The 24,813-nt window shown below is 32.5% G+C and carries 21 protein-coding genes; 3 read left to right on the top strand and 18 right to left on the bottom strand.

Annotated features, from left to right (window positions below; translation table 11 throughout):
- Positions 1 to 5 precede the first annotated feature (5 nt).
- From ETU10_RS06905 to ETU10_RS06870, 8 genes are all read right to left on the bottom strand, one after another.
- Positions 6 to 1,502 (bottom strand): PAAR-like protein, encoded by a 1,497-nt coding sequence (locus ETU10_RS06905; RefSeq protein WP_146310929.1) that lies wholly within the window; start codon positions 1,500 to 1,502, stop codon positions 6 to 8.
- Positions 1,492 to 2,421, bottom strand: coding sequence for a hypothetical protein (locus ETU10_RS06900; RefSeq protein WP_146310927.1), 930 nt, complete (start codon positions 2,419 to 2,421; stop codon positions 1,492 to 1,494). Before ETU10_RS06900 ends, ETU10_RS06905 begins: the two co-directional genes overlap by 11 nt.
- Before the next feature lie 7 nt (positions 2,422 to 2,428).
- Positions 2,429 to 4,714 (bottom strand): type VI secretion system Vgr family protein, encoded by a 2,286-nt coding sequence (locus ETU10_RS06895; protein ID WP_146310925.1) that lies wholly within the window; start codon positions 4,712 to 4,714, stop codon positions 2,429 to 2,431.
- Positions 4,715 to 4,996: 282 nt separating this feature from the next.
- The gene (locus ETU10_RS06890; protein WP_146310923.1) at positions 4,997 to 5,596 is read right to left on the bottom strand and encodes a hypothetical protein; all 600 of its coding nucleotides are present in this window, start codon (positions 5,594 to 5,596) and stop codon (positions 4,997 to 4,999) included.
- Positions 5,597 to 7,073: 1,477 nt separating this feature from the next.
- Positions 7,074 to 7,220, bottom strand: a complete 147-nt coding sequence (locus ETU10_RS06885) for a type I restriction enzyme HsdR N-terminal domain-containing protein (protein ID WP_146293450.1) — start codon at positions 7,218 to 7,220, stop codon at positions 7,074 to 7,076.
- A gap of 122 nt (positions 7,221 to 7,342) precedes the next feature.
- The gene (locus ETU10_RS06880) at positions 7,343 to 10,048 is read right to left on the bottom strand and encodes a PD-(D/E)XK nuclease family protein (RefSeq protein ID WP_146310921.1); all 2,706 of its coding nucleotides are present in this window, start codon (positions 10,046 to 10,048) and stop codon (positions 7,343 to 7,345) included.
- A gap of 41 nt (positions 10,049 to 10,089) precedes the next feature.
- On the bottom strand, positions 10,090 to 10,752 hold the full coding sequence (locus tag ETU10_RS06875) for a YdcF family protein (RefSeq protein WP_146262729.1): 663 nt from the start codon (positions 10,750 to 10,752) through the stop codon (positions 10,090 to 10,092).
- Positions 10,731 to 11,711, bottom strand: a complete 981-nt coding sequence (locus tag ETU10_RS06870) for a long-chain-fatty-acid--protein ligase (protein ID WP_146310919.1) — start codon at positions 11,709 to 11,711, stop codon at positions 10,731 to 10,733. Before ETU10_RS06870 ends, ETU10_RS06875 begins: the two co-directional genes overlap by 22 nt.
- A 185-nt stretch (positions 11,712 to 11,896) precedes the next feature.
- Here ETU10_RS06870 and ETU10_RS06865 point away from each other — a divergent pair, with 185 nt between their 5' ends.
- Both ETU10_RS06865 and dnaJ read left to right on the top strand, forming a co-directional pair.
- On the top strand, positions 11,897 to 12,451 hold the full coding sequence (locus ETU10_RS06865; RefSeq protein WP_146310917.1) for a nucleotide exchange factor GrpE: 555 nt from the start codon (positions 11,897 to 11,899) through the stop codon (positions 12,449 to 12,451).
- Positions 12,452 to 12,491: 40 nt separating this feature from the next.
- Positions 12,492 to 13,616 carry a molecular chaperone DnaJ gene (dnaJ, locus tag ETU10_RS06860; protein ID WP_146262732.1) on the top strand — a complete coding sequence of 375 codons (1,125 nt, stop codon included), beginning with the start codon at positions 12,492 to 12,494 and terminating at the stop codon, positions 13,614 to 13,616.
- 15 nt (positions 13,617 to 13,631) lie between these two features.
- On the opposite strand, the gene ETU10_RS06855 is transcribed toward dnaJ, so the two are convergent.
- The 5 genes from ETU10_RS06855 to ETU10_RS06835 all read right to left on the bottom strand — a co-directional run bounded on the left by ETU10_RS06855 (position 13,632) and on the right by ETU10_RS06835 (position 18,381).
- Positions 13,632 to 14,537 (bottom strand): hypothetical protein, encoded by a 906-nt coding sequence (locus tag ETU10_RS06855; RefSeq protein WP_146310915.1) that lies wholly within the window; start codon positions 14,535 to 14,537, stop codon positions 13,632 to 13,634.
- An 87-nt stretch (positions 14,538 to 14,624) separates the two neighbouring features.
- A complete protein-coding gene (gene cysK / locus ETU10_RS06850) occupies positions 14,625 to 15,533 on the bottom strand; it encodes a cysteine synthase A (RefSeq protein ID WP_146310913.1) in 909 nt (302 codons plus the stop codon).
- 39 nt (positions 15,534 to 15,572) lie between these two features.
- A complete protein-coding gene (gene epsC / locus ETU10_RS06845; RefSeq protein ID WP_146310911.1) occupies positions 15,573 to 16,400 on the bottom strand; it encodes a serine O-acetyltransferase EpsC in 828 nt (275 codons plus the stop codon).
- A 208-nt stretch (positions 16,401 to 16,608) separates the two neighbouring features.
- On the bottom strand, positions 16,609 to 17,667 hold the full coding sequence (aroB, locus tag ETU10_RS06840) for a 3-dehydroquinate synthase (RefSeq protein WP_146310909.1): 1,059 nt from the start codon (positions 17,665 to 17,667) through the stop codon (positions 16,609 to 16,611).
- Positions 17,668 to 17,679: 12 nt separating this feature from the next.
- Entirely contained in the window at positions 17,680 to 18,381 is a 702-nt protein-coding gene (locus ETU10_RS06835) for a zinc metallopeptidase (protein ID WP_146310907.1), read from the bottom strand.
- A gap of 126 nt (positions 18,382 to 18,507) precedes the next feature.
- Between ETU10_RS06835 and ETU10_RS06830 the strand changes: the two genes are divergently transcribed.
- Positions 18,508 to 19,632, top strand: coding sequence for a GNAT family N-acetyltransferase (locus tag ETU10_RS06830; protein WP_146310905.1), 1,125 nt, complete (start codon positions 18,508 to 18,510; stop codon positions 19,630 to 19,632).
- A 3-nt stretch (positions 19,633 to 19,635) separates the two neighbouring features.
- Here the strand turns inward: ETU10_RS06830 and ETU10_RS06825 are convergent, their stop codons facing one another.
- The 5 genes from ETU10_RS06825 to ETU10_RS06805 form a co-directional block, all read right to left on the bottom strand.
- The gene (locus ETU10_RS06825) at positions 19,636 to 20,034 is read right to left on the bottom strand and encodes a hypothetical protein (RefSeq protein WP_146310903.1); all 399 of its coding nucleotides are present in this window, start codon (positions 20,032 to 20,034) and stop codon (positions 19,636 to 19,638) included.
- Between the two features lie 176 nt (positions 20,035 to 20,210).
- Complete coding sequence (locus ETU10_RS06820) at positions 20,211 to 20,987, bottom strand: succinate dehydrogenase/fumarate reductase iron-sulfur subunit (RefSeq protein ID WP_146310901.1); 777 nt, start codon at positions 20,985 to 20,987, stop codon at positions 20,211 to 20,213.
- A gap of 26 nt (positions 20,988 to 21,013) precedes the next feature.
- A complete protein-coding gene (locus ETU10_RS06815; protein WP_185145073.1) occupies positions 21,014 to 23,029 on the bottom strand; it encodes a fumarate reductase/succinate dehydrogenase flavoprotein subunit in 2,016 nt (671 codons plus the stop codon).
- A 23-nt stretch (positions 23,030 to 23,052) separates the two neighbouring features.
- Positions 23,053 to 23,739, bottom strand: a complete 687-nt coding sequence (locus ETU10_RS06810; protein ID WP_146310899.1) for a succinate dehydrogenase cytochrome b subunit — start codon at positions 23,737 to 23,739, stop codon at positions 23,053 to 23,055.
- Between the two features lie 193 nt (positions 23,740 to 23,932).
- Positions 23,933 to 24,808, bottom strand: coding sequence for an energy transducer TonB (locus ETU10_RS06805; protein ID WP_146310897.1), 876 nt, complete (start codon positions 24,806 to 24,808; stop codon positions 23,933 to 23,935).
- Positions 24,809 to 24,813: the final 5 nt, after the last annotated feature.

The raw sequence follows: 24,813 nt of genomic DNA, 5'->3' as shown, positions 1-24,813 counted from the left end.
ATATTTTAATTATGTCCTCCTACTGTTTGAACTCCACTTGTTATTGATGAACAATTTGGGCATCTATTGAATGGAGTATTACTTGGTAAATGCCTATTATGTAAGTATAGATCTTTTAAATCTGCTTCTGTCGAAATTCTTCCTGTTACTTTATCTCTAGCCTTAAGAGCTTCATCTAAAGCTCTAATTTCTGAATGTCCTCCTGCCCGAATATCAATATCTGCAGGTAACTTCCCTTCATCAATAAGTTTCTGTTGAGCTTTTATTCTTTTTTTTATAACTGGATGAGCCTCATCCACAAATTTAAGATATTCAGCTTTCCCAATTTCATTTTTTAAGAAATTTTGAGCATAAAATGTATCTCCAGTTATAGGCTCAAAGATACCAGATAAACATGGTCCATTCTTTTTTCTACTATTTAAGGCTATTAGATCATCAGCTTTTTTAATTAGGTCATCAATAAATTTTTTTTCATTAAAAGGGTGTTTTTTAATGCTCACCTTAAAAACACCCTTAATAGACTTAGCTAATTTACCCAATTTAGTTGTTTTTACAAACTCATTAATAGCGGTAATAGCTATAGATAGTTTTTCTGTGGCACTGGCTGCCACTGCACTCCCTTTAGCACTTTTAATAACTGCACCCGCACCTTTAGAGCCTACTACTAATTCCCCTATGAACTCTGCGGTTTGCCCCATCAATACTCCACGCTCCGCATTAGTTCCATGTACAATTTTCTGATCATAAAACTCGGAAGCAGCCGCCTTTATCCCTTCATGGGTAGAGGTAAGATCGGTGCCCATATCTTTATCAAAATCTGCAATCCGCTGTTCAGGAGTTTTATCAAACCAGTCTTGTTGCATTTTTATTTCGCTTTCTGTAGGTATCCCCCCAAAACTAGCACTAGTCATGGGAGGAACATAACCTGCCACTCCTGTCATGGCTAGTTTTCCCAACCCTTTGGCAGTGTCAATGGGGTGCAAAATCATTTGTTTAAGTCCATGATAGGTGCTTTTTACTCCTTTTCTCACTCCTCTTCCCACATCCGAAGGTTCGGTATCGGTAAATAAGAAAAGAGGATTTAAGGGTCCCAGAGTGGCTTTTCCTAATATGGCATCTATATAAGGAATTTTATCTACCCGTTCATTTTTATCTGCCTCTAAGCCAGCTATAGCCTCTGCCTCAGAAAAAAAGATTTTAATATTTCCTCCTTTCATACATTTACAAAAAGAAGTTTCCAGCAAAGGCTTTTGTTTTTGCACCAAGGTACCGCCTTCGTGTACATTTACCCAATAGGTATCCGTAGGTGTGCAAGCACTTCCGGTGGAAGAGCAGGCGCCAAAGGATGGAATATTGACCAAAGGAGTATGGTCTTTTTCGGTAGCAATAATTTCTCCATATAGTTTGTGCTTTTTAAAATTAACTTTTAAATTAACTACGGTCGCTCCCTGGTCACATTTTAAGTAAACCCCATCGGGTATAAATAAATCATCAACTGCCATAGTCTTCTTCTATTAAGGTTAAACTTGTTTGTTCTTCTAAAAACCAAGCCTCAGCTACAACCGTTTGGGTATAGCTTTCGGCTTCTAATAATTTTCTCTGATTAAAAAAATCGGTCGGTGCATATTTATAATACTCACTACTATCTACCAAAAGTTCTCTACCTATTTGTATTTTTCCTGCCAATTGCTTCATAAATCGAAAAAAGTTTCCGGTGTCTATTTCTTCCTTGTTCCATCCGTTTACGGAGCTTCCTATCGTTGCATCTTTAAGGGATAGATTTAAGGAAGAAAATTTTTTTAAGGGCAGGTGCTTCCCTGCACCAAAGTAATCTTCCATTATTTCGTTAGAATTAAAGGAAAATACCGGAAGTTGGTGGGTGTTTTGCAAAAGGTTTTCCTGAAAAAAAGAAAATTCTTTAGCCAATAGCTGAATTATAGGATTGGCTTTCAGGGTACGGGCAAGTAAAATTGAATTTTGGTTTACGCCTTTTATAACCTTTTCAATAGCATCTCTTCGGGTTCCTTCTCTTAAATATTGGTAAATTTTTTCTTGCTTTTCTTTAAAAATCTCCTTTTGTCCGAAAGCATCAAATTCATGGGTGGTTATTTTTCCGTTTGTACTCATATAAAAGTTAGCACGGCGTACAAAATCCCATAAAATATAGTATTCTAACACAAAATTTGAGGTTTTTCTTAGGTTAACATCCTTAAAATAAATCTCCCATTTTGTATAATTTTTGCTGTATGGCGAAATAGCCGCTTGTATAATTCCTTCTACTTTATGTTTCATACTTTGTCCGCGTAACCATTGCCTACGTTCGTAAACATAATTGTAAGTTTTTTTTAATCTTCCTTGCACTTCTGGTATAGCACTAACAGAAGAAACTTCGTTCCTAAATAGATTTCTTAAAAATCCCATCTCTTACTTAGTTTGAATTTACTTCCGGAGCGGATAGATCAATGGTAGAACCCGCAGTTGCTTCTATTTGTGTGGATGCATTTAAACTGATTTTACTTGCGCTACTGTCTAGTTTTATATCCCCGGTTTCAGCTGTTGATGAAATATCTCCTACCAAGGCGGTTTGTACAATTCCTTCCGGGGTAATAGCTACTTTATTACCATCTTTATTGGTAAGTGTGAGCCCATTTGCATCTATTACCAAGGTGTTTTCTCCTACCATTAAAGTAATATTGGTTTTTCCATCCAGCTTAATATTCCCATCTTTATCCATTTTTAAAACCGATTGAGGTGGGATGGTTTCCCCCGAAGAATCTTTTCCGCCTCCTCCTACGTTAAAGGTCTGCATGGCGGCTGCATTAGTTACTGCATTCCCGGCTCCATCAAACTTCATACTGGCTCCTCCGTTATCGGTGAGTAAAGCGCTTCCTTCTTTATCATTAAATTGTATTTTGTTTCCGGTTGGGGTTTGTAAACCTTTGATAAAATTCCCGGCTCCCCCATGTCCGGATTTTCCCTTGCCGTTGAACATGGCGCCTAGGCTTACGGGTTTTTCTGCGTTCCCGTTTTCAAAGCTTACGATTACTTCTTCGCCTATCTCGGGTACTACATGCATTCCTTTTCCTTTGCCGGCGTATGGGGTAATGGAGCGGATCCAGGGGCTTTGTCCTCCATAGGCTTTCTGCCATGGGAACTGTACTCGTATGCGGCTCATGCCCTCAGGGTCGTTGTTATCGGTGACGATGGCGGATTGTTCTTCACAGGCTGGAAAGGCGTCTTCATCCATGTAGGGGGGGACTTCATTGTCTTTCGGGATGGCTATCACTTCGTTGTAATAGCCTTCGGTTACGTCTTGGTAGTGTTTTATCTCTAATATTCGGTAGGATTCTAAGGGGACTTCTCCGTTTTTAAAGATTTCATGCCCGGGCATCCAGGCTTTGAGTTTTATGGTATCTCCGACTCTTAGGTCGGGTTTATTGGTTTTGGCTTCCATAAAAAAGACATTCTGTCTTTTTTGTTTTTGTCTTTTTACGGCTTGTTTTAGTTCGTATTCGCCTGCTTCCATTAAACTGTGATTATACAGGGAGGATGGGACTTTGGTATATATGTCTTCGGAGGCTTGCATGGCGTATTGTTGAAAGGGATTCACTAGTCGTCTACTGAGGCTTACTGTTTCGGAATTCACGGTGTGTGCTTTTGCTTGTTTGGCGTCGTAGGCTATATAGCTGAACTTCTGGGGGACGAGTTGCATGTGTAACTTACAATCATATACGTCTTGTTCTTCTACTAGTTCAAAGCCTTTCGCTCCATAGGGGCTAAATACAATTTGTTGTCCGTTATAATATAACCATTCTCCGTATCGGGTGGCTAAGCGTTTGATAAAGTTCCAGTCGGATTCTCGGTATTGTACGGTATACAGGAGTTTTTCTTTCATTTGGGGTTGGATCTCCCATTGTACTAAATCTTGGGGGTATTCTGTAGTGGCTTCTTGTATAATTCCTGCTAGGTCTTTGTTTTCAAAGCTTTGGGTATCGAGTCCGTTTTCTAGTAATATGGTGGGGGATTTTCCGGTTAATACTAGTTTGGATTCTCCGTTTTCGCGTATATTGGTGATGTCTGTTATTATTCCTGTGTATACCAGGGCTGGTTTTCCATACTGCATGAATTGTATGGTGGTTCTTTTTCCTAGGTAATTTCTGGAGGTTTCTAGGGGGTAGGCTTTTGCTCCATCTATCGCATCGGAATAACAGGTGATGGTAAAGCTGTCGTGGTCTGCTATTTTTTGTTTGATTTCTACGGTAAAATGACTCTCGGCCAGTACTCTTTGTCCTGCGATCTGGATTTTACTGTAAACGATATGGGAGTTGGCTAGGTTGGTTTCGGGGTCTCCGCCGTAGGTGGCTATAAGGGTGTTGTATCCTTTGTATTCGGCATATTGTTCCGGGGTTAATAAGCCGTTGGGTAGGCTGGTTAGGTCTCCGGGGATGATTTTTTTTATTTCTTGGGCTTGATTAGCTATATTTTTTGCTGTATCTACGGATTTTTTGGCTTTATCTATGGCTTCTTGTACGGGGGCGGTGAGTTCGGTTAGTTTTTCTTCTATTTTATTGGTAATCTGGTCGGTTACGTGGTCTAAGGCATTGTTTAGGGGGGCTTTGCCTAGTTCTGCTCCGGTGGAAACTATGTTTTTTGGGGATATATCGGGTACAGTCTTTCCTGCTCCTTTGCCTTTATTAGGATCTATAAAGCTCATTGTATTTTATGTTTAAATTAGTGAATATATTTTATTATAATATGAGCAAATTTATTGATTTTTTTTATGGTTTTTATCTTTTAAAAAAAAAATTATAGTAACTGAAGATTTTTAGGATAGGTTTTATATTCTTGAACAATTCACCCCTTCCTCCAATAAATAAGCAAGTTCAGCAGGGGTTTTATACCTCGTTAAACATTCCCCCGTTTCAGGATTCACCCAGTCATTCACCTTTAAATCAAAATTCCAGTTTTCAAATTCATAAGTTCGTTTGGATTTTGGTTAAAGTCTTGGTTGTTTTGGAAGATTAAACCCAAACCTTTCAAAAATTCTTTTCCCCTTCATAGCAGTAAAAATAGCATCCAAAGCCTGAATATAAATCATGGGAGCAAGATTGGAATTTTGTTTTTTAGATTTCCTTTTAATATCCGGTTCCGTAAAAATCTTACTACCGTATTTAATCACCTCAATTAAATCCCTTTCCAAGTTTTCCACCTTTCTTATAAACTGAGCTTTGGGACTTACTACTATTTGGTTAGGATTATCCTTATACTTCCAGATCTGTAACCATTCCTTTTTCAAAATTTCAGCAATTTCCAGATTAGCCGTAATAATATGAAAATGCGGATTATAAGTTTTTCTCTGAGGATTAAAATTACATTCCAAAGACTTAATCCCTATCAGTTGAATCGCTTTTCCTCTTTGAAACCTCTTCTTATACCTGTTTAAAATCAAAGAAAAAGCCCGATACATACCTTTATTTAGTTTACTTTTGGCTCTTCTCTTTAAGCTTTCCATGTCGCTTACATCAGTACCATTACCCACTAATACAATAGGAGAAACCCGTTTTTTTATACTTGATATATATATTATTCTATCCATCGATCATATGTAAATATGAATAATAGAAAAAATAAGTTTTTAGGAAAAAACTCTTCCTTTCTTTTAACAAGTAATAAAAAAATTAAAACAAATGGTTTAATTTTAATGTATTTTAATTTTTTCTAATAAAATTCTAATGATTCATAAATTCAGAATTAAAAAATAATTTTAAGTAAATGGAGATAAAATATAATTTTGTTGACAAATAAATAATATTTTAATAATTTTATAGTTAATAATATAAATTGATTAAAACTTAATAATGTTTATAAAAGTTTTAATCTGTATGGGGTTTGAATCTTACACCATAGATAAATACCTATAGAATGATGTTAAAGTTAAAAAAGCCTATCGGAGAAAGTGTTAATTAAGAATGTAGCTTAAAGTAGACAGATAATTGTATATAATATTAATTATACAATTAAATTTAGTGGAAGCAAATCACATAGAGGTAAGAAGAAATGAGTACCTATTGGCGAAAGAGATTATAATTGCAGGAGTCAATAAAAAATTTAAAGAATTGAAAATGAAAATATATAATTAGGTTTTTATAAATAAAAGATAAGAAACATCAAGTAAGGTTTTTCACTCTTTAAATGTCAAAAATATTAGAAACTTGTAAGGACATGTAATTTCATAAATTAAACGAATAAATACTACTATGCCAATCGCTCTTTATTGCCTTATAAGGAGAGAGCCTTGTTTCTAAGGCTCTTTTTTTTATTTTTGCTACATGAAAGAAAAATTCTTAGAATTTTTCAAGTAAGGGGTATTATACTTAATGTATAGAGGGAAGTAATAAAAAAAGCCTGAAATGTAATCAAAAAAATTGACGGAGAATGTTAGCTTAATTATGCTTTTTGTTATCCTTAAAATCTTTTTTGATTTTTTCAAACAATACTTGGTAGAAATCTCTGCCTTCTTCTGCCATATAACGGTCGTAACTTTCTTTATCTTTTTTAAATTCTTCTAAAGTAAAAATTTGGGCTCCCGAATTATCTCTTTCATAGCGTATTTTAATAAAAAAAATTTACTTATTTCGTCGAAAGCAACTTCTGGAGATAGTTTATCGTTATTCCGGATAATATTATGAAATTTAAAGAGTAGTTTAGAAAATTCATCTTGGATAAATGCTTTGGTTTAATTTAGAAGTTTTTACACTTTTTTGTTATTGATAATTTCTGCCTTAGGAAATATCAATAATTTCTTCTAACTTTTTAGGAATTTTTCCTTTTACTACTTTAAAAATACGGGTTTCTTTGAGATTTGTAGTAAAAAAATCAGCACTAACCCAAGAAGCATAATTATATCCTTAAAAGTAATCTTCTTCTTGTATGGTGATATGTTCTTCTTTACACTCTACAACAATAACGGAGTTTATATTTTCTAATTTATCTTTTTTTTTATTTTTCCATATAACAATATCAGCCATGACTTGTCCTTGCTCTCTTTGAGAGTTATTTACCTCTACTTCTTGTTACATTTGCGCCAAAGTAAACTTATAATTATTTATTAAACGGCATAAATACTCTTGTCTTACTTTTTCTTCCGGTTTATTTACTAAACATTTATTCAATAAGGGAGCAAAAATTTTATTATTTTTAGTTTTTATCTCTAAGTTCATAGGGATTTAAATAGAATACAAATTTATTTTTTCTAAAAGTACTAAATATGTTTTTTTAATATTTATCTAAATAGAGAATTAAGAGTAAATGATTCATTAATTATTAAAATCCTTACGATAAGTTATCTAAACTTAACATAAGTTTTTTCAATAAAAGGAATATGGGGATTGGCTATTTCCTGTATAATTGTTTCTACTTCTTTAAAAAGGTCTATAGCCATGGGGTAAGTGATTAGGGTTTGCTTGTCATAGCTTAAAACCTCCAACCCTCTAAAAGGTTTTTTAAAACTCCAGATGCCTACTTGTACTGAATGGGTTGTTTTTTCATTCAAAATCATATAAGCATAAAAAACCAATTGAATAAAAAATTTAAAGTTTGTGTTTTCCTGTATCTTGTCTCTTTTATCTGAACTGAAAGCCAAAGAACCAACGGAAGAGGTTTTGTAATCAATAATTCGGTCTTGTCCATTAAAAACATCCCACCGGTCTACAAAACCTTTCAGTTGAATTTTCCCTAAGTTTTCTAAATTAGTTTTGGAACTTATGGATTTTTCAATGTCTTGTAGATAAATAGAATTTCCTTGCTGAATGTCGGTTAAGTCTCTTAAAATAATTTTTTCTAAGGTTTTTTCAGCCAACAACTTTTGCAAGTAGTTTTGTCCACGTTCAAATAAATCTGGGTTTAGCTCTTTTTTTATATATTCTTGCAAATGTACTTTATAGTCAGACAAGCAATTTTTTAAGGCATCTTCTGTTAAATATTGACCCTTTAGGGGGGTGTATAAAGCTTCTAACGTATGATGGATTAAGTTTCCATAATTTAGAGGAGAAATTTCCTCTTCTACTTCTGTATTTTCTTCCAGTTGTACCAATTTTTGTAGATAGAAATTGATAGGGTTATAGTGGTAGCTGGTTAAATGCGTAGGAGAAATGGGTTTTTTTAGCCATTGCTGAATGGTTTTAACTAAAGCAGGGGTTTTATCAATTTTAAACTCGGGTTGTTGTTGTACGCTTCCAGAGTAGGAAACGGTGATTTCTTGTATTTGATGTGGAGATTCAAACTCCAATTGACTGATAAATCGGCTCTTTTCCCCGGAATAAAGCCCTTCGGTAAAATTGTTGTATAGTAAATAAATTTGTTCGGCATGTTGCAACAACCGATAAAAATGATAGGCATAAATGGCATCATTTTCTAAAAAAGTATGGATGTTATAGTTTTTCTTAACATCAAAAGGAATAAAAGAGTTATCCTTTTTTCCCTCAGGAATTATTCCTTCATTTACCCCTAGCATAATTAGGTTTTTAAACCCTAACAGACGGGTTTCTAAAACTCCCATAATTTGTAAGCCTTGTAAAGGTTCTCCTATAAAATCAATTTTTTCATTGTTTAAAATGTGCTGGTATAAGCTTTGCAATAAACTAAAGGTATCTACCAATGATTGTTCGGAAAGTTGGGTATATAAAAGAGAAAAAATATTTTTAAATTTCAAAAAATTCTCTTTTAATATGCCTTCGTCTTCGTTGTAATTCCAAAATTTTTGAGAGCAATAATCGCTCATTATTTTCACCAATTGTAAAGGGTCTTTGTATTCTTTAAAAACAAATAGTAAGTTCCAAGTATTTAATTTTTTATAAAGCAAAGAATCTGAGATGAATACTAAATTATTCTCTTGAATTTCTTTACAGAAATCTGCAATTTCTTGGTTGTATTCTAGCAATGGATGTTGTAGAATAGCCAAAACATCTTTATAATAAAAACCTTGGGTTTTGTTTTTTTCTCTAAATATATGCAAGCCAAAAATCTGTTTAAAAAAAGAGGCTACCAAAGAATTTTTTAATGAATACCCCATGGTGATGTTTACTTTTTGTATCTCTTGCGGTAGGCTTTCAATTACCGAAGGCAGCAGGGTTTCGTCGCATAGTACGAGGGCTGTATGTTCCCATTCATGTTGAGGGATGTTTTCCAGTATATTGTGGGTGTATTTGGCTTGAGCAACTTCTTGGGAAGTACCAATCACTTGTATATTTTTTTTCTTAGAAAATTGATTTTCTTTCCATAAAAATTCCCGATTCGCGTAATAGTTCCAAAGAATGTTTTTACGTAAGAAAAAACCAGCTTCCTGAGTGCTTTGGTTCATATAATACTCATCTGTATCCCAGAATAATAGGGTAGTAGAATGAGATATAAAATATTTTATAAGTTTTTCTTCTTTCGGGGTTAGTGCATTAAATCCGGCAAAAACAAAAATATCTTCAGGCTTGATAGATAGCCTTTCCAGGTTATCAACAACAGTTGAAAGTAACATTCCTGAGGTTCCTAAACCTTGGTTGAATAAACTTTTCTTTAGCTCTTGGTAAAGAATTAAATTGTTTTCCCAAAATTTTAGATTCTTATGGTATAATTTTTCTTCATTTTTAGAATCTAGTTTTTCTGCCCAATTTTCCATTCTTTCAATGGAAGCCAAATGCTCCAATACTCGGATAGGATTTTCAGAAAAAAGTTCTATATCGTTAAAATCTTTTAAAAGGGTAGGAATCCATTTTAAAAAATCATCCAATTTCTCTTCCGTATTTATATATTTTTTCTGAATCTTATAAGCTTCTAACCAAAGAGGAATATTTTCTATTCGGGTTAATTTAGAATACTTTTCTATAAAATCTTCAATAGTATAAAATGTAGGTAGAAAGCCTTGGTAACCATGATCAATTAAAAATTTCTTAAAGAAAATGATCGGTCTTTTACCCGGAAGTACCAAATGGATGCTTGATAAATCTTTGTAGGAATCTAATAATTGTTGAATGATTTTTTCTATAAACGAATTTGCCATACTACTAATTGGAGATTATCCAAAGGTAAACGAATTCGCTATTATTTAAACAATAAATAGTAATAATAGGCTAAAAATTCTCTTAGATATACGTCTAAATGATATTTTTTCAAGGGATTACCGTATGAACTTACGGTTTCAATATTGTTAAAATCGTAATTGTGTTTATTAAACATCAGTTTAATCCTTGCAATGTGGTAGTATTCAGAAACTATCGCAACACTTTTAAATTTATGTTTTTTAATAATTTCTAAGGAATTTTCTACATTTTCTTGAGTGTTCAGCGCTTTATCATCCGTAATAATATCTTTGAGAGGTACCCCATGGTCTGACAAGTATTTACGCATAAGATCTGCTTCGCAAAGTCCTTTATTTGCCATACCTCCGGTAACTATAATTTTTTCAATCTGTTTTTTTCTGTAAAGGTTCAAGCCAATATTTAAACGTTCCAGTAAGGAAGCAGATAGGCTTCCATTCTCTTGATTTTTAGATCCGAAAATAACTCCTACCTCAGCAGGAGAAGTACCATTATTTATGCCTTCTTTTATTATAAAGAAGTTATGAAAAAGGAACCAGATTATAACTAGCAATGCTGGGAAAAGTATATAACGGGTTCCTACTTTAATTAATTTTTTAAAAACTTGGGGAAGAGTTTTTAAATTTGATTTTTCTAAGTGATGATTTAAATTACCAGTAAACTGCATCCTCTAATATCTGAATTGTCAATTCTTCCAAGAACTTCGAAAGAATTATTACTATATGTTTTACCTAAATCTTGTGTAGATATAAATGAACAACTATGTATGTTTGCTAAGTCAATAATATTTATAGCTCCAGTTTTTTCATGGTTTTTATAACAAAAAGGATCTTCAATATCTCGAATTAAAATTCTCATCCAAGAAGGACATTCATAAATATTTTGACCTAAGGAGTAGGCTTGTGAGAGTAATTCTGTCATGCTGTATTCAGAATAAATTTTATGGGTTTGAAAAGAATTCTTCAATTCATTTAGCAATTCCTCTTTTGTAATTTCTTCCTTTCTTCCTTTCATACCTCCCGTTTCTATTACCATAGTATGTTCAAGTTTTTGTGGAAAAGCTTCAACAAAATCTAAAAGGGCATAAGAAACACCAAATAAAATAACTTTTTTATTTTCTTGTTCCGTTTTCTTTATTATTTGGTCAAGCTCACTAAAGTTATGCAGATAGAAATTATTTTCCTTATGGTTAGAGAGTTTCATTAAATAATTTACCATGTAAATCAGTGATGAATTTTCTCTTTCTAAATAGGAGGGAAGAAGTCCTAAAAAAATATATTCAGCAGGATTTCCAAAAAAAGTAGTAAAAGATTTTAATATGCTTTGCTCATAAATTTGTTCATTGACAATGAAATGTTTGGATAAATGGGTAGAGGTAGTTCCACTACTTTGAAAGTAAAACTTATAGTTATAGTTTTTATCTAGAACAGGATGTGTTTTAAAAAATTCTATGGGAAGAAAAGGAATATCTTTGTAGTTAGAAATTTCGTTAGGATTTATAGACAATAAATCCACAAATTTTTTGTAGATAGGTACACTTAAGTATTGGTAGTTAAATACTTTAAGGGATAAATGATTAAATTCATCCTCCGATTTAATATCAAAAATATTTAAGTCTTTAATCATAGTTTTTAAATCCAATACAAAGTAATGAAGAACATTTTGTAGATTATTTTAAACACTTGTTAAATAATTAATAATCTTTTGCCAATACAACCAATAAATCTAATAATAAGGTCGATTTGGCAGTATAACTAAAGTGGCAATAAAATTGATGGTTATGAAGATGAATTTTTAAAGTAAATTAAGTTATGACAGACCATACTAAAAATAGTTTTGATGAAGAACTAGAGGGAAATGATGCAATGACGAATGAATCTGTTGAAAATCCTGAAAATATGTCAGAAAATTGCAAAGATGAACCTAATTTAGAAGATAAATTAAAAGAGGAGAAAGACAGATATATACGTTTATTTGCCGAATTTGATAATTACAAAAAACGTGTGACCAAAGAAAGACAGGATTTACTTCGCTATTCAAACAAAGATATTCTAGAATCCTTGTTGCCAGTACTGGATGATTTTGATAGGGCTATGGAAGAGTTAGAAAAAGATCCAAATTCTTCGGCAGTTTTAGAAGGGGTTAAGCTTATTTACAATAAATTATATAATAATTTAAAAGACAATGGCTTGCAGTTAATAGAGGTTAATCCGGGGGATGATTTTGATTTGGATTTTCATGAAGCAATAACACAAGTCCCTGCTCCGGATGAAAGTTTGAAAGGAAAAATCATTGATGTAGTACAAAAAGGCTATCAGTTGCATGAAAAGGTTATAAGATATGCTAAAGTAGTAACTGGTAAATAATTATATCCTAAGAGAAGCATTTGTATTATTATAAGAAGTTATGTCTAAAAGAGATTATTACGAAGTTTTAGAAGTTACCAAAACGGTTACAGAAGTTGAGCTTAAGAAAGCATACAGAAAAAAAGCAATAAAATACCATCCAGATAAAAACCCGGGAGATAAGGAAGCAGAAGAAAAATTTAAGGAAGCAGCCGAGGCCTATGAGGTTCTTAGTGATCCGCAAAAAAGAGCCCGTTACGATCAGTTTGGCCATGCGGGAGTAGGAGGAGCTGCAGGTGGCGGTTTCGATGGTGGCGGAATGAACATGGAAGATATTTTCTCCCATTTCGGAGATATTTTTGGTGGAGCCTTCGGAGGTGGAGGTTTTGGTGGTTTTTCATCACGTCCTAAACAAGCTCAAGGTTCCAATTTAAGGATTCGATTATCTTTAAGTTTAAGCGAGATTGTAAATGGTGTTGAAAAGACGGTTAAAGTTAAAAGACTGAAATTAGCGGAAGGGGCTACTTCTAAAAATTGTCCAACTTGTCAGGGTTCCGGTCAATCTCGTAGGGTGATGAATACGCCTTTTGGTCAAATGCAAACCCAGACGGTTTGTAGTACCTGTGGAGGTACGGGTAAAGTAGCCGATCATATTCCCCCTGGAGCTAACAACCAAGGTTTAATAAAAGTTGAAGAAGAGGTATCTATAAAAATACCGGCGGGCGTTCGAGAAGGAATTCAATTGCAAGTAAGAAATAAAGGAAATGATGCTCCATTTGGAGGAGTTCCCGGAGATTTAATTGTTGTTATTGATGAAATTGAAGACGAGGAATTAAAACGTGAAGGAGATAACCTGCACTATGAATTATACGTATCAGTACCAGAAGCGGTATTGGGTACTAAAAAAGAAATACCAACGGTTACAGGTAAAGTAAAAATATCCGTAGAGCCTGGAACTCAATCCGGTAAAATTTTAAGATTAAAAGGTAAAGGATTACCACAAATGCAAGGATATGGTCATGGAGATTTATTTATCCATGTCAATGTTTGGACTCCAAACCCGAGTAAGTTAAACAAAGAACAAAAAGAATTTTTTGAGTCTATGTTAAATAATGAGCAATTTCATCCTAAGCCTACAAAAAATGATAAAACTTTTTTTGAAAAAATAAAAGAAATGTTCTCCTAATAGAGAACATTTCTTTTATAATTCAGATTTATTAAGTATATAAAGAGTAGGAGGGGTTTGAAAAAGAGAATAGTTCATTTCCTCACCAGTTATATAAACATTGTTTTCATTCACTTCAATTCCTTCGGTTTGACTTAGTTCTGCCGTAAAACCCAAAAGTATTTTTTTAGCTTTTCCATTAAAAAAATAACCATCTTTAAAATTTGTGAATTTCCATAGATATGCCAAGCCATTCGGTGTATAACCAATAAAAAACAACTCATTTTTATATAGACTGGCTCCAGTTATAACACATTCGGTATTAAAACTTTCCATTTTTTTGGCAATTGCTGTACTACCGTTTTTCTTTGGAATGTTTAAAAGGTAATGTGTGGTTTGATTATTTCCCCATTGTTTAGTGAATAAATGAAGTTTTCCTTGGTCATAAACAAAAGCTTCACAATCAAAATTGGTCTTTTGATAACCCTGGTTCTCAAAATCTTTTTGATCTTCAAAAGTAAAATAAAATTTATTGATGAGAGGAACCTCTAAATTTTTAGAGATAGAATCATGAGGTAGTTTTATAGAATAAATAGTTAAATCCCTTCGATTTCCTAAATTGTTCCCAAAGTCTCCGATATACAGAGTATCATCTTTAAGAGCTATTTCTTCCCAATCCACATTTGTTGCCTCTTGGATTTTTATAGTTTGGAGTATTTTTCCATCATTTATGTTTAATTTATAAATTTCGGCATTTCCTGCACTGTCATTAAATGTATAAAGTGCATTCTTATTATAAACAACTCCAGATGTTTCATTAATTTGATTGGGCAAAGTAATACGAATAGCTATTTCAGAAAGATCTAATGTATCTGTGGTTATTTGGCTATTCAGGTAAGTGATGCAAAATACTATGAATAAAATTGTTGAGTATAATTTCATGAATAAATTTTTAACTAATATACACTAAAAAAAGATGAGGTAAACTTATCATTTACCTCATCCTTAACAACTTTTATTCTAAGAAAGTTAAAATAAACCTTCCACAGAAAAATATCGTTCACCCGTATCATAATTAAAGGTAAGAACGGTAGATCCCTCTGGTAGTTCTTGTATTTTTTTGGCTACAGCTGCAATTGATGCTCCCGTTGATATACCTCCAAGAATACCTTCTGTATTTGCAAGCTTTTTAGCATATTCAAATGCTTCTTCTTTAGAAATTTGAATGCTTCCGTCTAAAATATCTACATTTAAAGTATCTGGAATAAAACCTGCTCCAATTCCTTGTATGGCGTGCGGACCGGGAGATCCTCCAGAAATTACTGGAGAGTCTGTAGGCTCAACAGCAAAAACTTTAGTAGAAGAAAACTTTTCTTTCAATACTTTACCTACTCCTGTAATATGTCCACCGGTGCCAACACCTGTGATTAATGCATCAATACCTTCCGGAAAGTCCGCAACAATTTCTTGAGCAGTTTTTGTAGCGTGAATTTCAGGATTGGCTTTATTTTTAAATTGTTGCAATACTATAGAGTTAGGAGTCTCTTTTTGTAACTCATCGGCTTTTTCGATGGCTCCTTTCATTCCTTTTTCTCTAGGAGTTAGAACAAGCTCTGCTCCGTAAGCAACCATTAATCTTCTTCTTTCTACAGACATAGATTCCGGCATAACAATAATAACTTTGTAGCCTTTTACTTTACCTACATAAGACAATCCTACCCCGGTGTTACCAGAAGTGGGTTCAATAATAGTACCTCCAGATTTTAAAAGACCTTTTTGTTCTGCATCTTCAATCATGGCTAAGGCTATACGATCTTTAATGCTTCCGCCTGGATTTTGCTTTTCTAATTTTATATATACTTCATGATTAGGGAATAAATTTTTTAGACGGACGTGTGGAGTATTTCCAATCACGTCTAATATGCTATTTACTTTCATATTTATTTATTTTAAGTTTAATTTTATTAGTTTAGATTATTAAATTACATAATTAATAGGCTCTTTAAACTCTTTTATAGTTTTAAGTTTCATTTGTGAAGAGTAGTAAACCAATGTATAGGGTTGAATGCTATTGGTTATCCAAACATTTCCCCCAATGGTAGAATCATGTCCAATAGTAGTTTCTCCTCCTAAGATAGTTGCTCCAGCATAAATCACTACATTGTCTTCAACGGTAGGGTGCCTTTTAGTTTTAGTAAGATTTTTGGTTACATATAATGCTCCTAAGGTAACTCCTTGATAGATTTTTACATTATTACCAATGGACGTAGTTTCTCCAATAACAGTACCAGTGCCATGGTCAAGGAAAAATCTTTCACCAATTTGTGCACCGGGATGAATATCAACACCTACTTTAGAATGTGCGTATTCAGAGAACAAGCGAGGAATAATGGGGACGTTTAATTTATAAAATTCATGGGCGATCCTGTGTATGGTTAAAGCATAAAATCCTGGATAGGTAATGACTACTTCTTCTAAAGATTCTGCCGCGGGATCGTGATCCAAAAAAGCTTGAGCGTCTTTGTATAATAAGTTTTGTATCTCAGGCAATTTTTGAAAAAATTGATCTATAATTTCATCTGCCTTACTTTTAGAATTCAATAACTTAGAAATATTGTCTGATAGTATTTTATAGATGGTAGTTATTTGAATTCTTTTAGTATCCAAATTTTCAGTTTTTTCACATATAGGATACATTTGAGAAAAAAATAAGTCAACAGCAGTTTCCAAATCCTTCTTATTTATGGATAAACAAATAGGATGAGAACTTATTAAATCAATATAATTATCAATTTTTTTATTCATAGTTTGAATTTAGATAATAAAATCTAAATTACTTTATTTTTATTTATTAATATTATTTCCTACTAAACCTATAGGCATTAACAAATATATAAAAATTAGAGTAGATGTATTTATTTAAATTGTTATATTTTTATTAAAAGATTATTTCTATAAAAAAAGGAGACAAGTATAAAATTATTTGTCTCCTTTTATATAATTTTAAAGATATTTAATTTATATATTTTAGTAAGGCTTCTTTAATCAGATCTTCTTCAACACTAACATCAAAAATGGCTTTTCCTATTTTTTCTAATAGAACAAATTTAATTTCCTTATTACTATTTTTTTTATCATTGTACATAAAGGTAAGAATTTCACCTAAATATTCTTTATGTAGTAAAATTTTTGGATAAAAAACGCTTAAAAATTCTTTTATACTTAAATAATCAGATTCTTGAAGTAAACCTTTCTTTACTGAAATATAGCTTTCTACAATCATACCCAAGGCAACTCCTTCACCGTGTAAAATTGGAGTTTCTTTTTCAAGAAAAAAACTTTCAACTGCATGACCTATGGTGTGTCCAAAATTTAGAATTTTTCTAATTCCACTTTCAGAAAAGTCTTCACTAACTACTTTCTTTTTTATTTCTATACTGGTATGAATTAATTCTTCAATTTCTTCAAAGTCGTTGAAAGGAATTACTTTATAAGAACTTACTTTATTCCAGTATTCTTGATCGGCAATTAATCCATGTTTAATAATTTCGGCAAATCCGCTTAACTTTTGTTCGTGAGAAAGTGTAGAGATAAAGGAGGGTTGAATATAGACAAGTTCTGGAAGAACAAATATTCCAACTTGGTTTTTATGGCTGCCTAAATCCACTCCTGTTTTTCCTCCAATAGAAGCATCAACCATTGCCAGTAGAGTTGTAGGTATATTTATGAATTTAATACCTCTTTTATAACAGTGTGCGACGAAGCCCCCCATATCGGTAAGGACTCCTCCTCCTAAGTTTATTATTAAACCTTTACGATCTATTTTTAGATCGGTGAGTGCTTCCCATAAGTTTTTGCAGGTATCCAGATTCTTATTGATTTCTCCAGATTCAATCTCAATAATTTCAATTTCAGAATTAGCTTCAATTTCAGGGATTACCTTTGGTAAGCAATATTGGTGTGTATTTTCGTCAACTAAAAATATAATTTTGGAAGGATTGTATTTCTTTATAAATGAATTGATTTGATTTATTCCTTCTTTTTTATAATATATGGGATTGATTAAGCTCATGGTTCAAATAATTTAGTTGCTTCTTCTATTGCCTAATAAAATCATCACAAAATACATAAGTTGTGCTAAAGAACCTAAAGCAGCAACCAAATAAGTTCTAGCAGCCCATTTTAATGCATCCTTACATTCTTCGTATTCATTAGATTGTACAATATGATTGCCTTCTAGCCATGCAAGGGCTCTATTACTTGCGTCGTATTCTACTGGTAAAGTTACAAAGGCAAAAATAGTGGTAATAGCAAACATTACAATACCAATAGCCAAGATTGTGGTATTATTAGAGAAAGCCATAAGAGCCAATCCAGCCATTAATACCCACTGAACTAGATTAGAACTAATGCTTACAATCGGTACTAGTTTGGAACGTAACTGCAACATTGAGTAGCCTACGGCATGTTGTACCGCATGTCCGCATTCGTGTGCAGCTACAGCAGCAGCAGCGGTTGATCTCTGATTATATACGCCTTCAGATAAATTTACTGTTTTGTTGGCTGGATTGTAATGATCGGTAAGCATACCAGGAGTTGAGATTACTTGAACATCCATAATTCCATGATCGCGAAGCATTTTTTCAGCAATCTCTTTTCCACTCATTCCATTGGAAAGAGTAGTTTTTGAATATTTGGTAAATTTTGACTTTAATCGGTTTTGAACGATCATGCTAATGATAAATATAGCACCAGTAATCATCAAATAAATAGGATCGTATACCATAATATTTTAATTTTTAAATGTTTGTATTATATTTTAATATTCGCATTAACTCATTATCTTTGCTAAAATTATGCCTTATTAAGTTAAATGACAAATAAGCTTAATAATAATCTTTGATAATAATTCATGAGTCAAATTGAAATTAAAAAAGTTACTACAAAAATAGATTTAAAAAAATTCATTCTTTATCCCAATGAATTGTATAAGGATAATCCTTATTATGTGCCGGCTTTAATTTCAGAAGAAATGGAAGTTTTTAACGAAGATAAAAATCCTGTATTTCAATTTTCTATATGTGAAAAATATTTGGCTTATAAAAACGATGAAATCGTAGGGAGAATAGCGATTATTATCAATCGTAAAGAGGTTGAAGACTTAGGGATTAAAAAAATAAGATTTGGTTGGTTTGATGCAATTGATGATATTTCTGTAACTAAGGCATTAATAGATAAGGCTTATGAACTAGCTAAAAAGAATAATTTTAAAAGAATTGAAGGTCCAGTAGGTTTTACAAATTTAGATAAAGCTGGATTTTTAAGCAAAGGTTATGACAAATTGGCTACTATGATAGGGATATATAACTTTCCCTATTATCATAAACATTTTGAAAAGCTAGGTTTTAGTAAGGCAAATGAATGGGTGGAATTTTATATTGAAGTGGTAGATCATTTGCCTGATAAAGTGATACGTTTTTCTAAACTTCTAAAAGAAAAATATAATTTAAAAGCTCTTCAATTTAAATCCAAAAAAGAATTGATTGCTTATGGGGATCAGATTTTTAAATTGTTGGATGATACTTATAAGGTTCTGCCTACTTACGTGCCTTTTTCTGATAAACAAATTCAATACTATAAAAAAAAATATTTACCTTTTATAAATAAGGATTATGTCATTTGTATTGCTGATGAAAATAATGATTTAGTAGGGTTTGCTATAACTATGCCTTCTTATTCAAAAGCTTTACAAAAAGCGAAAGGTAAACTTTTCCCGTTGGGATGGTATTATCTTTTCCAAGCCAGTCGCTCTAATGAATGGGTTAATTTTTATTTAATTGGTATTCATCCAAGTTTTCAAAAAAAAGGGATAACTTCTATTGTATTAAAGGAGTTTCATGAACTGTTTACATCTAAGGCTATTAAATATTTAGAAACCAATCCTGAATTGGAAGATAATAAAAGTATTCAGCTTCTTTGGAAGGATTTTAATCCTATTAATCATAAAAGAAGAAAAACTTATTTTAAGGAAATATAATTACTAACTGTTTTTAATTTTTAATTTGATGTTATATCCTTTATATTTATTTATAACGGTTTGTCTGTCTTTGTTTCTTTCTCTATTTTTATCTCTCTTTAAATCTCTTTTTAGATCTCTTCTTAAATCCCTAGATCGATCTCTATTTTTACCAATGTTATTGCCATAGTTAGTATCGTTGTTATTATCTACATTTATAGTCCGGCTAGTATCTAGGTTTATCGTTCCGTTGGGGTTGTTTACTTTTGTATTTAATTCATTAAAACTTAAACTATCTGTGGTTAAAGACATTTTATCTTTAGAATAAGAGATTTTAGTTTCCGAGTCGTGTAAGTTTCTATTTCCTATTTTATTGTTGAAATGTTCTGAATTTTTATAAATTATATGCTGTGATTTAACCATTGAAATAAAAAATATAAATATATATAAGCTAAAATTTATTTTCATTAGATGTATTAAATATTTTCGATAATTAGTTGAAAAATTTATTGTAAAGGTAAATAATACATTTTCCAAGAATATAAAAAAAGTCAAAATAATTATTTATTTTGACTTTTTTTATTGGTTTGAATATTTAATTATTCATATTTAATATCATTAACAATGCTTGCATGTAAAAACTCTCTATTCATTCGAGCAATATTTTCTAAAGAAATTCCTTTTGGACATTCAATTTCACATGCTCCAGTATTGGTACAATTCCCAAAGCCTTCTTCATCCATTTTCTTAACCATATTTAAAACTCTTCGGGTTGACTCAATTTTTCCCTGAGGTAACAAGGCAAATTGTGAAACTTTTGCTGAAACAAATAACATTGCAGATCCATTTTTACAAGTGGCAACACAGGCACCACAACCTATACAAGCAGCAGCAGCAAATGCTTTATTTGCTTTTTCTTTTTCAATGGGTATAGCATTGGCATCAATAGTGTTTCCCGAAGTATCCACAGATATAAATCCACCAGCATGTTGAATCCTATCAAAAGCAGTTCTATCAACAACTAGATCTTTGATAACAGGAAATCCTGCAGATCTCCAAGGTTCAATTACAATTGTATCTCCATCGTTAAACATCCTCATGTGCAATTGACAAGTGGTAATACCTCTGTCTGGTCCATGTGCACGACCATTGATATATAGGGAACACATTCCGCAGATTCCTTCGCGGCAATCATGATCAAAAGCTACGGGTTCTTTATCTTGCTCTACCAATTGTTCATTAAGCATATCTAGCATCTCTAAAAATGAACTTTCTGTAGATACTCCTTCTAGTTTATATTCTTCGAAACTACCTTTTTGGTCTTTTTTTGCTTGTCTCCAAACTTTTAATTTCAGATTTAATAATTTTCCTGCCATTTTATATTTTATTTTACAGGTTATTTTTATTTATAATTTCTTGCTGCTATTTTTATGTATTTGTAATTCAAGTCCTCTTTATGAAGAATCTCTTTATTTATATCTTCTCCATTATACTCCCAAGCAGCAACATAGGAATAGTTTTCGTCGTCGCGTAAAGTTTCACCCTCTTCCGTTTGGTATTCAGTTCTAAAATGTCCTCCACAAGATTCATTTCTATTTAAAGCATCCAGAGCCATTAATTGTCCCAATTCTAAGAAATCTGCAACTCTACCCGCCTTTTCTAATTCCATGTTTATGGTATCTTGAGAACCTGGAACTTTAACATCTTTCCAAAATTCTTTTCTTATTTCTTCAATCTCTTGAATTGCTTCTTTTAAACCTTCTGCATTTCTTGCCATTCCAACTTTATTCCACATCACTTTACCTAGTTTTTTATGAAAATAATCCACGGATTTTGTTCCTGGATTGTTTAAGAAATGGTTTAAGGTATTTTTAACTTCATTTTCAGCTTGCTCAAATTCTGGTAAATCGGTGGAAATTGAACCCGTTCTAATCTCATCTGCCAAATAATCAGCGATAGTGTAAGGAAGTACAAAGTACCCATCAGCCAAACCTTGCATTAATGCAGAGGCTCCTAGTCGATTTGCTCCATGATCAGAAAAGTTAGCTTCTCCAGTAACAAAGCAACCTGGGATGCTACTCATTAAATTATAGTCTACCCATATTCCTCCCATAGTATAGTGTACTGCTGGGTATATTTTCATTGGAGTTTCATAAGGGTTATCACCAGTAATTTTTTCGTACATGGTGAATAGATTACCATATTTGGCTTCAACCACTTTTTTACCTAATTTTATTATTTCCTCTTGGGAAGGATTATGCATGTCAAGCTCATTGGCTTTTTCTTTTCCATATTTAACAAAAGAAGCAGAAAAATCAAGAAAAACTCCCTCGCCTGTGGCATTATTTTCAATTCCAAATCCTGCATCACATCTTTCTTTAGCCGCTCTTGAAGCTACGTCTCTTGGTACTAAATTTCCAAATGCAGGATATCTTCTTTCAAGATAATAATCACGATCGTCTTCGGCTATTTCGGTAGCTTTTAATTTACCTGCGCGTATAGCTTCTGCATCTTCTTTCTTCTTAGGTACCCAAATACGTCCATCGTTTCTTAAAGATTCTGACATAAGGGTTAATTTAGATTGTTGTTCTCCATGTACAGGAATACAGGTAGGGTGTATTTGCGTAAAACAAGGATTGGCAAATGCAGCGCCTTTTTTATGTATTTTCCATACGGAGGTTGCATTAGAACCCATGGCATTTGTAGATAAGAAAAATACATTTCCATATCCTCCAGAGGCAATAACTACTGCATGGGCAGAATGCCTTTCAATTTCACCTGTAATTAAGTTTCTAGATATTATGCCTCTAGCTTTTCCATCTACAACAACTAGATCTAGCATTTCATGCCTATTGTACATTTGCAATCTACCTTTTCCGATTTGTCGATTCATGGCAGAATAAGCTCCTAACAGTAGTTGTTGACCTGTTTGTCCTGCTGCATAAAAAGTTCTTTGAACTTGGGTTCCACCAAAGGATCTATTGTCTAGTAATCCACCATATTCTCTGGCAAAAGGAACTCCTTGTGCGACACATTGATCAATAATGGCATTGGAAACTTCAGCCAATCGATAAACATTGGCCTCTCTTGCACGGTAATCTCCTCCTTTTATTGTATCATAGAATAATCTATAGATGCTATCTCCATCATTTTTATAATTTTTAGCGGCATTAATTCCTCCTTGTGCCGCAATAGAGTGTGCACGTCTCGGTGAATCTTGATAACAAAATGCTTTAACGTTGTATCCCATCTCTGCGAGTGAAGCAGCAGCAGATCCACCGGCTAATCCAGTTCCTACAATAATGACATCTATTTTTCCTCTATTGTTAGGTGCGACTAAACGCATGTGGTCTTTATGGTTTTTCCATTTTTCGTGGATATCTCCTTCGGGTATTTTTGAATCTAGTTTGATACTCATGATTTGGTTGATTCTTAAAATTATTAAATTAATCCGTTGCCTTTAAGACAGAAATATATTGCAATAGAAGCAAATCCAACGGATATAAGTATAAAGTAAATTTTTCCTAATGCTTTTATTAACGGCGTGTAAATTCTATGATTAAATCCTACGGATTGAAATGATGATGCAAAGCCATGACTGAGATGAGTTCCTAAGAAAATAAATGCAATTACATATATAAACGTATATCCGTAACTTTTAAATAAGGAAGTAACTAAGAGATAATCGTCAGGCACTTCGGAAAATTTAATAGGTATAAAGTAATTCCATAAGTGTAAAAGTAAAAATACTAAAATTAAAAGTCCTGTGTAAATCATAGTTCTAGAGTTAAAAGGAGTATTAGCAGCGTAATGATTCACGGCATATCTCTCTTTCCCTCTTGCTTTTTGATTTTTATGAGTTAATACAACACCTAAAAGAATGTGATAAATAAAACCTAAGGCTAATACGTATTGCATAACTTGTATTAGCGGATTGGTAGCCATAAAATGCGAGGCTTGGTTAAATATTACTTCTTGTTTAGGTAGTAGCTCTCCGGCACAGTCTGTATTACCGGCAAATAAGGTAAGGTTAATTCCTAAATGTACAAGTAAGAATATCATCAGGAAGAATCCCGTGAGTGCCATCATAAACTTTCTTCCTATAGAGGAAGAGAAAAATCTAGTCATAATACTTTATTGTTTTAAAAGTTCCTATGACAACAAATCTAATTAATATAATAGGTAAGTTTTATGACAAATCTCAGATATATATACTTTAGAATACATCTAAATAAATATTTTGTTGAATTTTTTAATTAAAAATAGAAAATCCATCATTTTAATGATATAAAATGATGGATTTAATAAAAAATTGTTAATCTTATTCTAATTGGAATGTAATGGATTGAGTATAATAGGAGTTTACAGGTTCTCCATTAATCTCTCCGGGGCTCCAAAGACCACTAGATTTTTTTAACACTCGCATAGCTTCTTCTTCCAAACCATTGCCCAATCTTTTGCTAATAATTTTTAAATCGGAAATATTTCCCTTTTTATCAACAACAAATTGAACCATAACAGTTCCTTGGGTTTCATTAAATTCAGCTTTAGAAGGGTATACTAATATTTTTCTAAGAAAGCTACCCCAATCGCCTCCATTAAATTTTGCTTTTTTCTGAGGATTTTTAACAATTGAGTTAGGGTCTCCCTTTACATTATTGGCATTTGAAGGGCCATCATTTTTTTCTCCAGATCTATTGGTATCATCAGCTTTTGTTTTTTTTCCCTCTTTATCTTCTTCTCCAATGTTTTTTCCTACCAATTCACTTTGCTTAGGAGTGGTTTGTTCTTCTTTTGAATTGTCAACTTTTGTCTCAAAATATTTTTTTTGTGCAACTTCGTCTTGTTTGGGTGTTTTTTCTACAGTTGAACGTTCCGAACCTTTGTTATTATCTTCAATCGTGTAAATTTTTTCTTCTGGTACTTTTTCAGGAATTTCTTCTGGTACTTTTTCTGGAGTAGGAGGTAAAACCGCAACAATTTCCTCCTTATATTTTACAGGGGGAGGTGTATAATCTTTTACTTTTAGATAAATAAATATTGGTAAAATTAAGGTTAAAAAAAACAGCAAACCAATGATAAAAGCAATGGTTAAATATTTTTTTCCAGACTTTCTTAGTTCATAAGCCCCGTACTCTTTATTTTTATTTTCAAAGATAATATCATCTAAAGATTTCTTCTTATGATTATCTGTCATTCTAA

It is taken from the genome of Apibacter muscae (genome assembly GCF_007845595.1).
Classification (GTDB): Bacteria; Bacteroidota; Bacteroidia; order Flavobacteriales; family Weeksellaceae; genus Apibacter; species Apibacter muscae.
This window is presented reverse-complemented; position numbering and strand designations above follow the sequence as displayed.

Excerpts from the sequence above, each read along its gene's own strand:
- ETU10_RS06815 (WP_185145073.1), bottom strand. The coding sequence starts at position 23,029 with ATGAGTATCAAACTAGATTCAAAAATACCCGAAGGAGATATCCACGAA.
- ETU10_RS06810 (WP_146310899.1), bottom strand. The coding sequence starts at position 23,739 with ATGACTAGATTTTTCTCTTCCTCTATAGGAAGAAAGTTTATGATGGCA.
- ETU10_RS06900 (WP_146310927.1), bottom strand. The coding sequence starts at position 2,421 with ATGGGATTTTTAAGAAATCTATTTAGGAACGAAGTTTCTTCTGTTAGT.
- ETU10_RS06875 (WP_146262729.1), bottom strand. The coding sequence starts at position 10,752 with ATGCAGTTTACTGGTAATTTAAATCATCACTTAGAAAAATCAAATTTA.
- ETU10_RS06820 (WP_146310901.1), bottom strand. The coding sequence starts at position 20,987 with ATGGCAGGAAAATTATTAAATCTGAAATTAAAAGTTTGGAGACAAGCA.
- ETU10_RS06855 (WP_146310915.1), bottom strand. The coding sequence starts at position 14,537 with ATGAAATTATACTCAACAATTTTATTCATAGTATTTTGCATCACTTAC.
- ETU10_RS06805 (WP_146310897.1), bottom strand. The coding sequence starts at position 24,808 with ATGACAGATAATCATAAGAAGAAATCTTTAGATGATATTATCTTTGAA.
- ETU10_RS06870 (WP_146310919.1), bottom strand. The coding sequence starts at position 11,711 with ATGATTAAAGACTTAAATATTTTTGATATTAAATCGGAGGATGAATTT.
- ETU10_RS06890 (WP_146310923.1), bottom strand. The coding sequence starts at position 5,596 with ATGGATAGAATAATATATATATCAAGTATAAAAAAACGGGTTTCTCCT.
- cysK (WP_146310913.1), bottom strand. The coding sequence starts at position 15,533 with ATGAAAGTAAATAGCATATTAGACGTGATTGGAAATACTCCACACGTC.
- dnaJ (WP_146262732.1), top strand. The coding sequence starts at position 12,492 with ATGTCTAAAAGAGATTATTACGAAGTTTTAGAAGTTACCAAAACGGTT.
- ETU10_RS06905 (WP_146310929.1), bottom strand. The coding sequence starts at position 1,502 with ATGGCAGTTGATGATTTATTTATACCCGATGGGGTTTACTTAAAATGT.
- ETU10_RS06835 (WP_146310907.1), bottom strand. The coding sequence starts at position 18,381 with ATGGTATACGATCCTATTTATTTGATGATTACTGGTGCTATATTTATC.
- ETU10_RS06865 (WP_146310917.1), top strand. The coding sequence starts at position 11,897 with ATGACAGACCATACTAAAAATAGTTTTGATGAAGAACTAGAGGGAAAT.
- epsC (WP_146310911.1), bottom strand. The coding sequence starts at position 16,400 with ATGAATAAAAAAATTGATAATTATATTGATTTAATAAGTTCTCATCCT.
- ETU10_RS06825 (WP_146310903.1), bottom strand. The coding sequence starts at position 20,034 with ATGGTTAAATCACAGCATATAATTTATAAAAATTCAGAACATTTCAAC.
- ETU10_RS06895 (WP_146310925.1), bottom strand. The coding sequence starts at position 4,714 with ATGAGCTTTATAGATCCTAATAAAGGCAAAGGAGCAGGAAAGACTGTA.
- ETU10_RS06830 (WP_146310905.1), top strand. The coding sequence starts at position 18,508 with ATGAGTCAAATTGAAATTAAAAAAGTTACTACAAAAATAGATTTAAAA.
- ETU10_RS06885 (WP_146293450.1), bottom strand. The coding sequence starts at position 7,220 with ATGAACTTAGAGATAAAAACTAAAAATAATAAAATTTTTGCTCCCTTA.
- ETU10_RS06880 (WP_146310921.1), bottom strand. The coding sequence starts at position 10,048 with ATGGCAAATTCGTTTATAGAAAAAATCATTCAACAATTATTAGATTCC.
- aroB (WP_146310909.1), bottom strand. The coding sequence starts at position 17,667 with ATGAGCTTAATCAATCCCATATATTATAAAAAAGAAGGAATAAATCAA.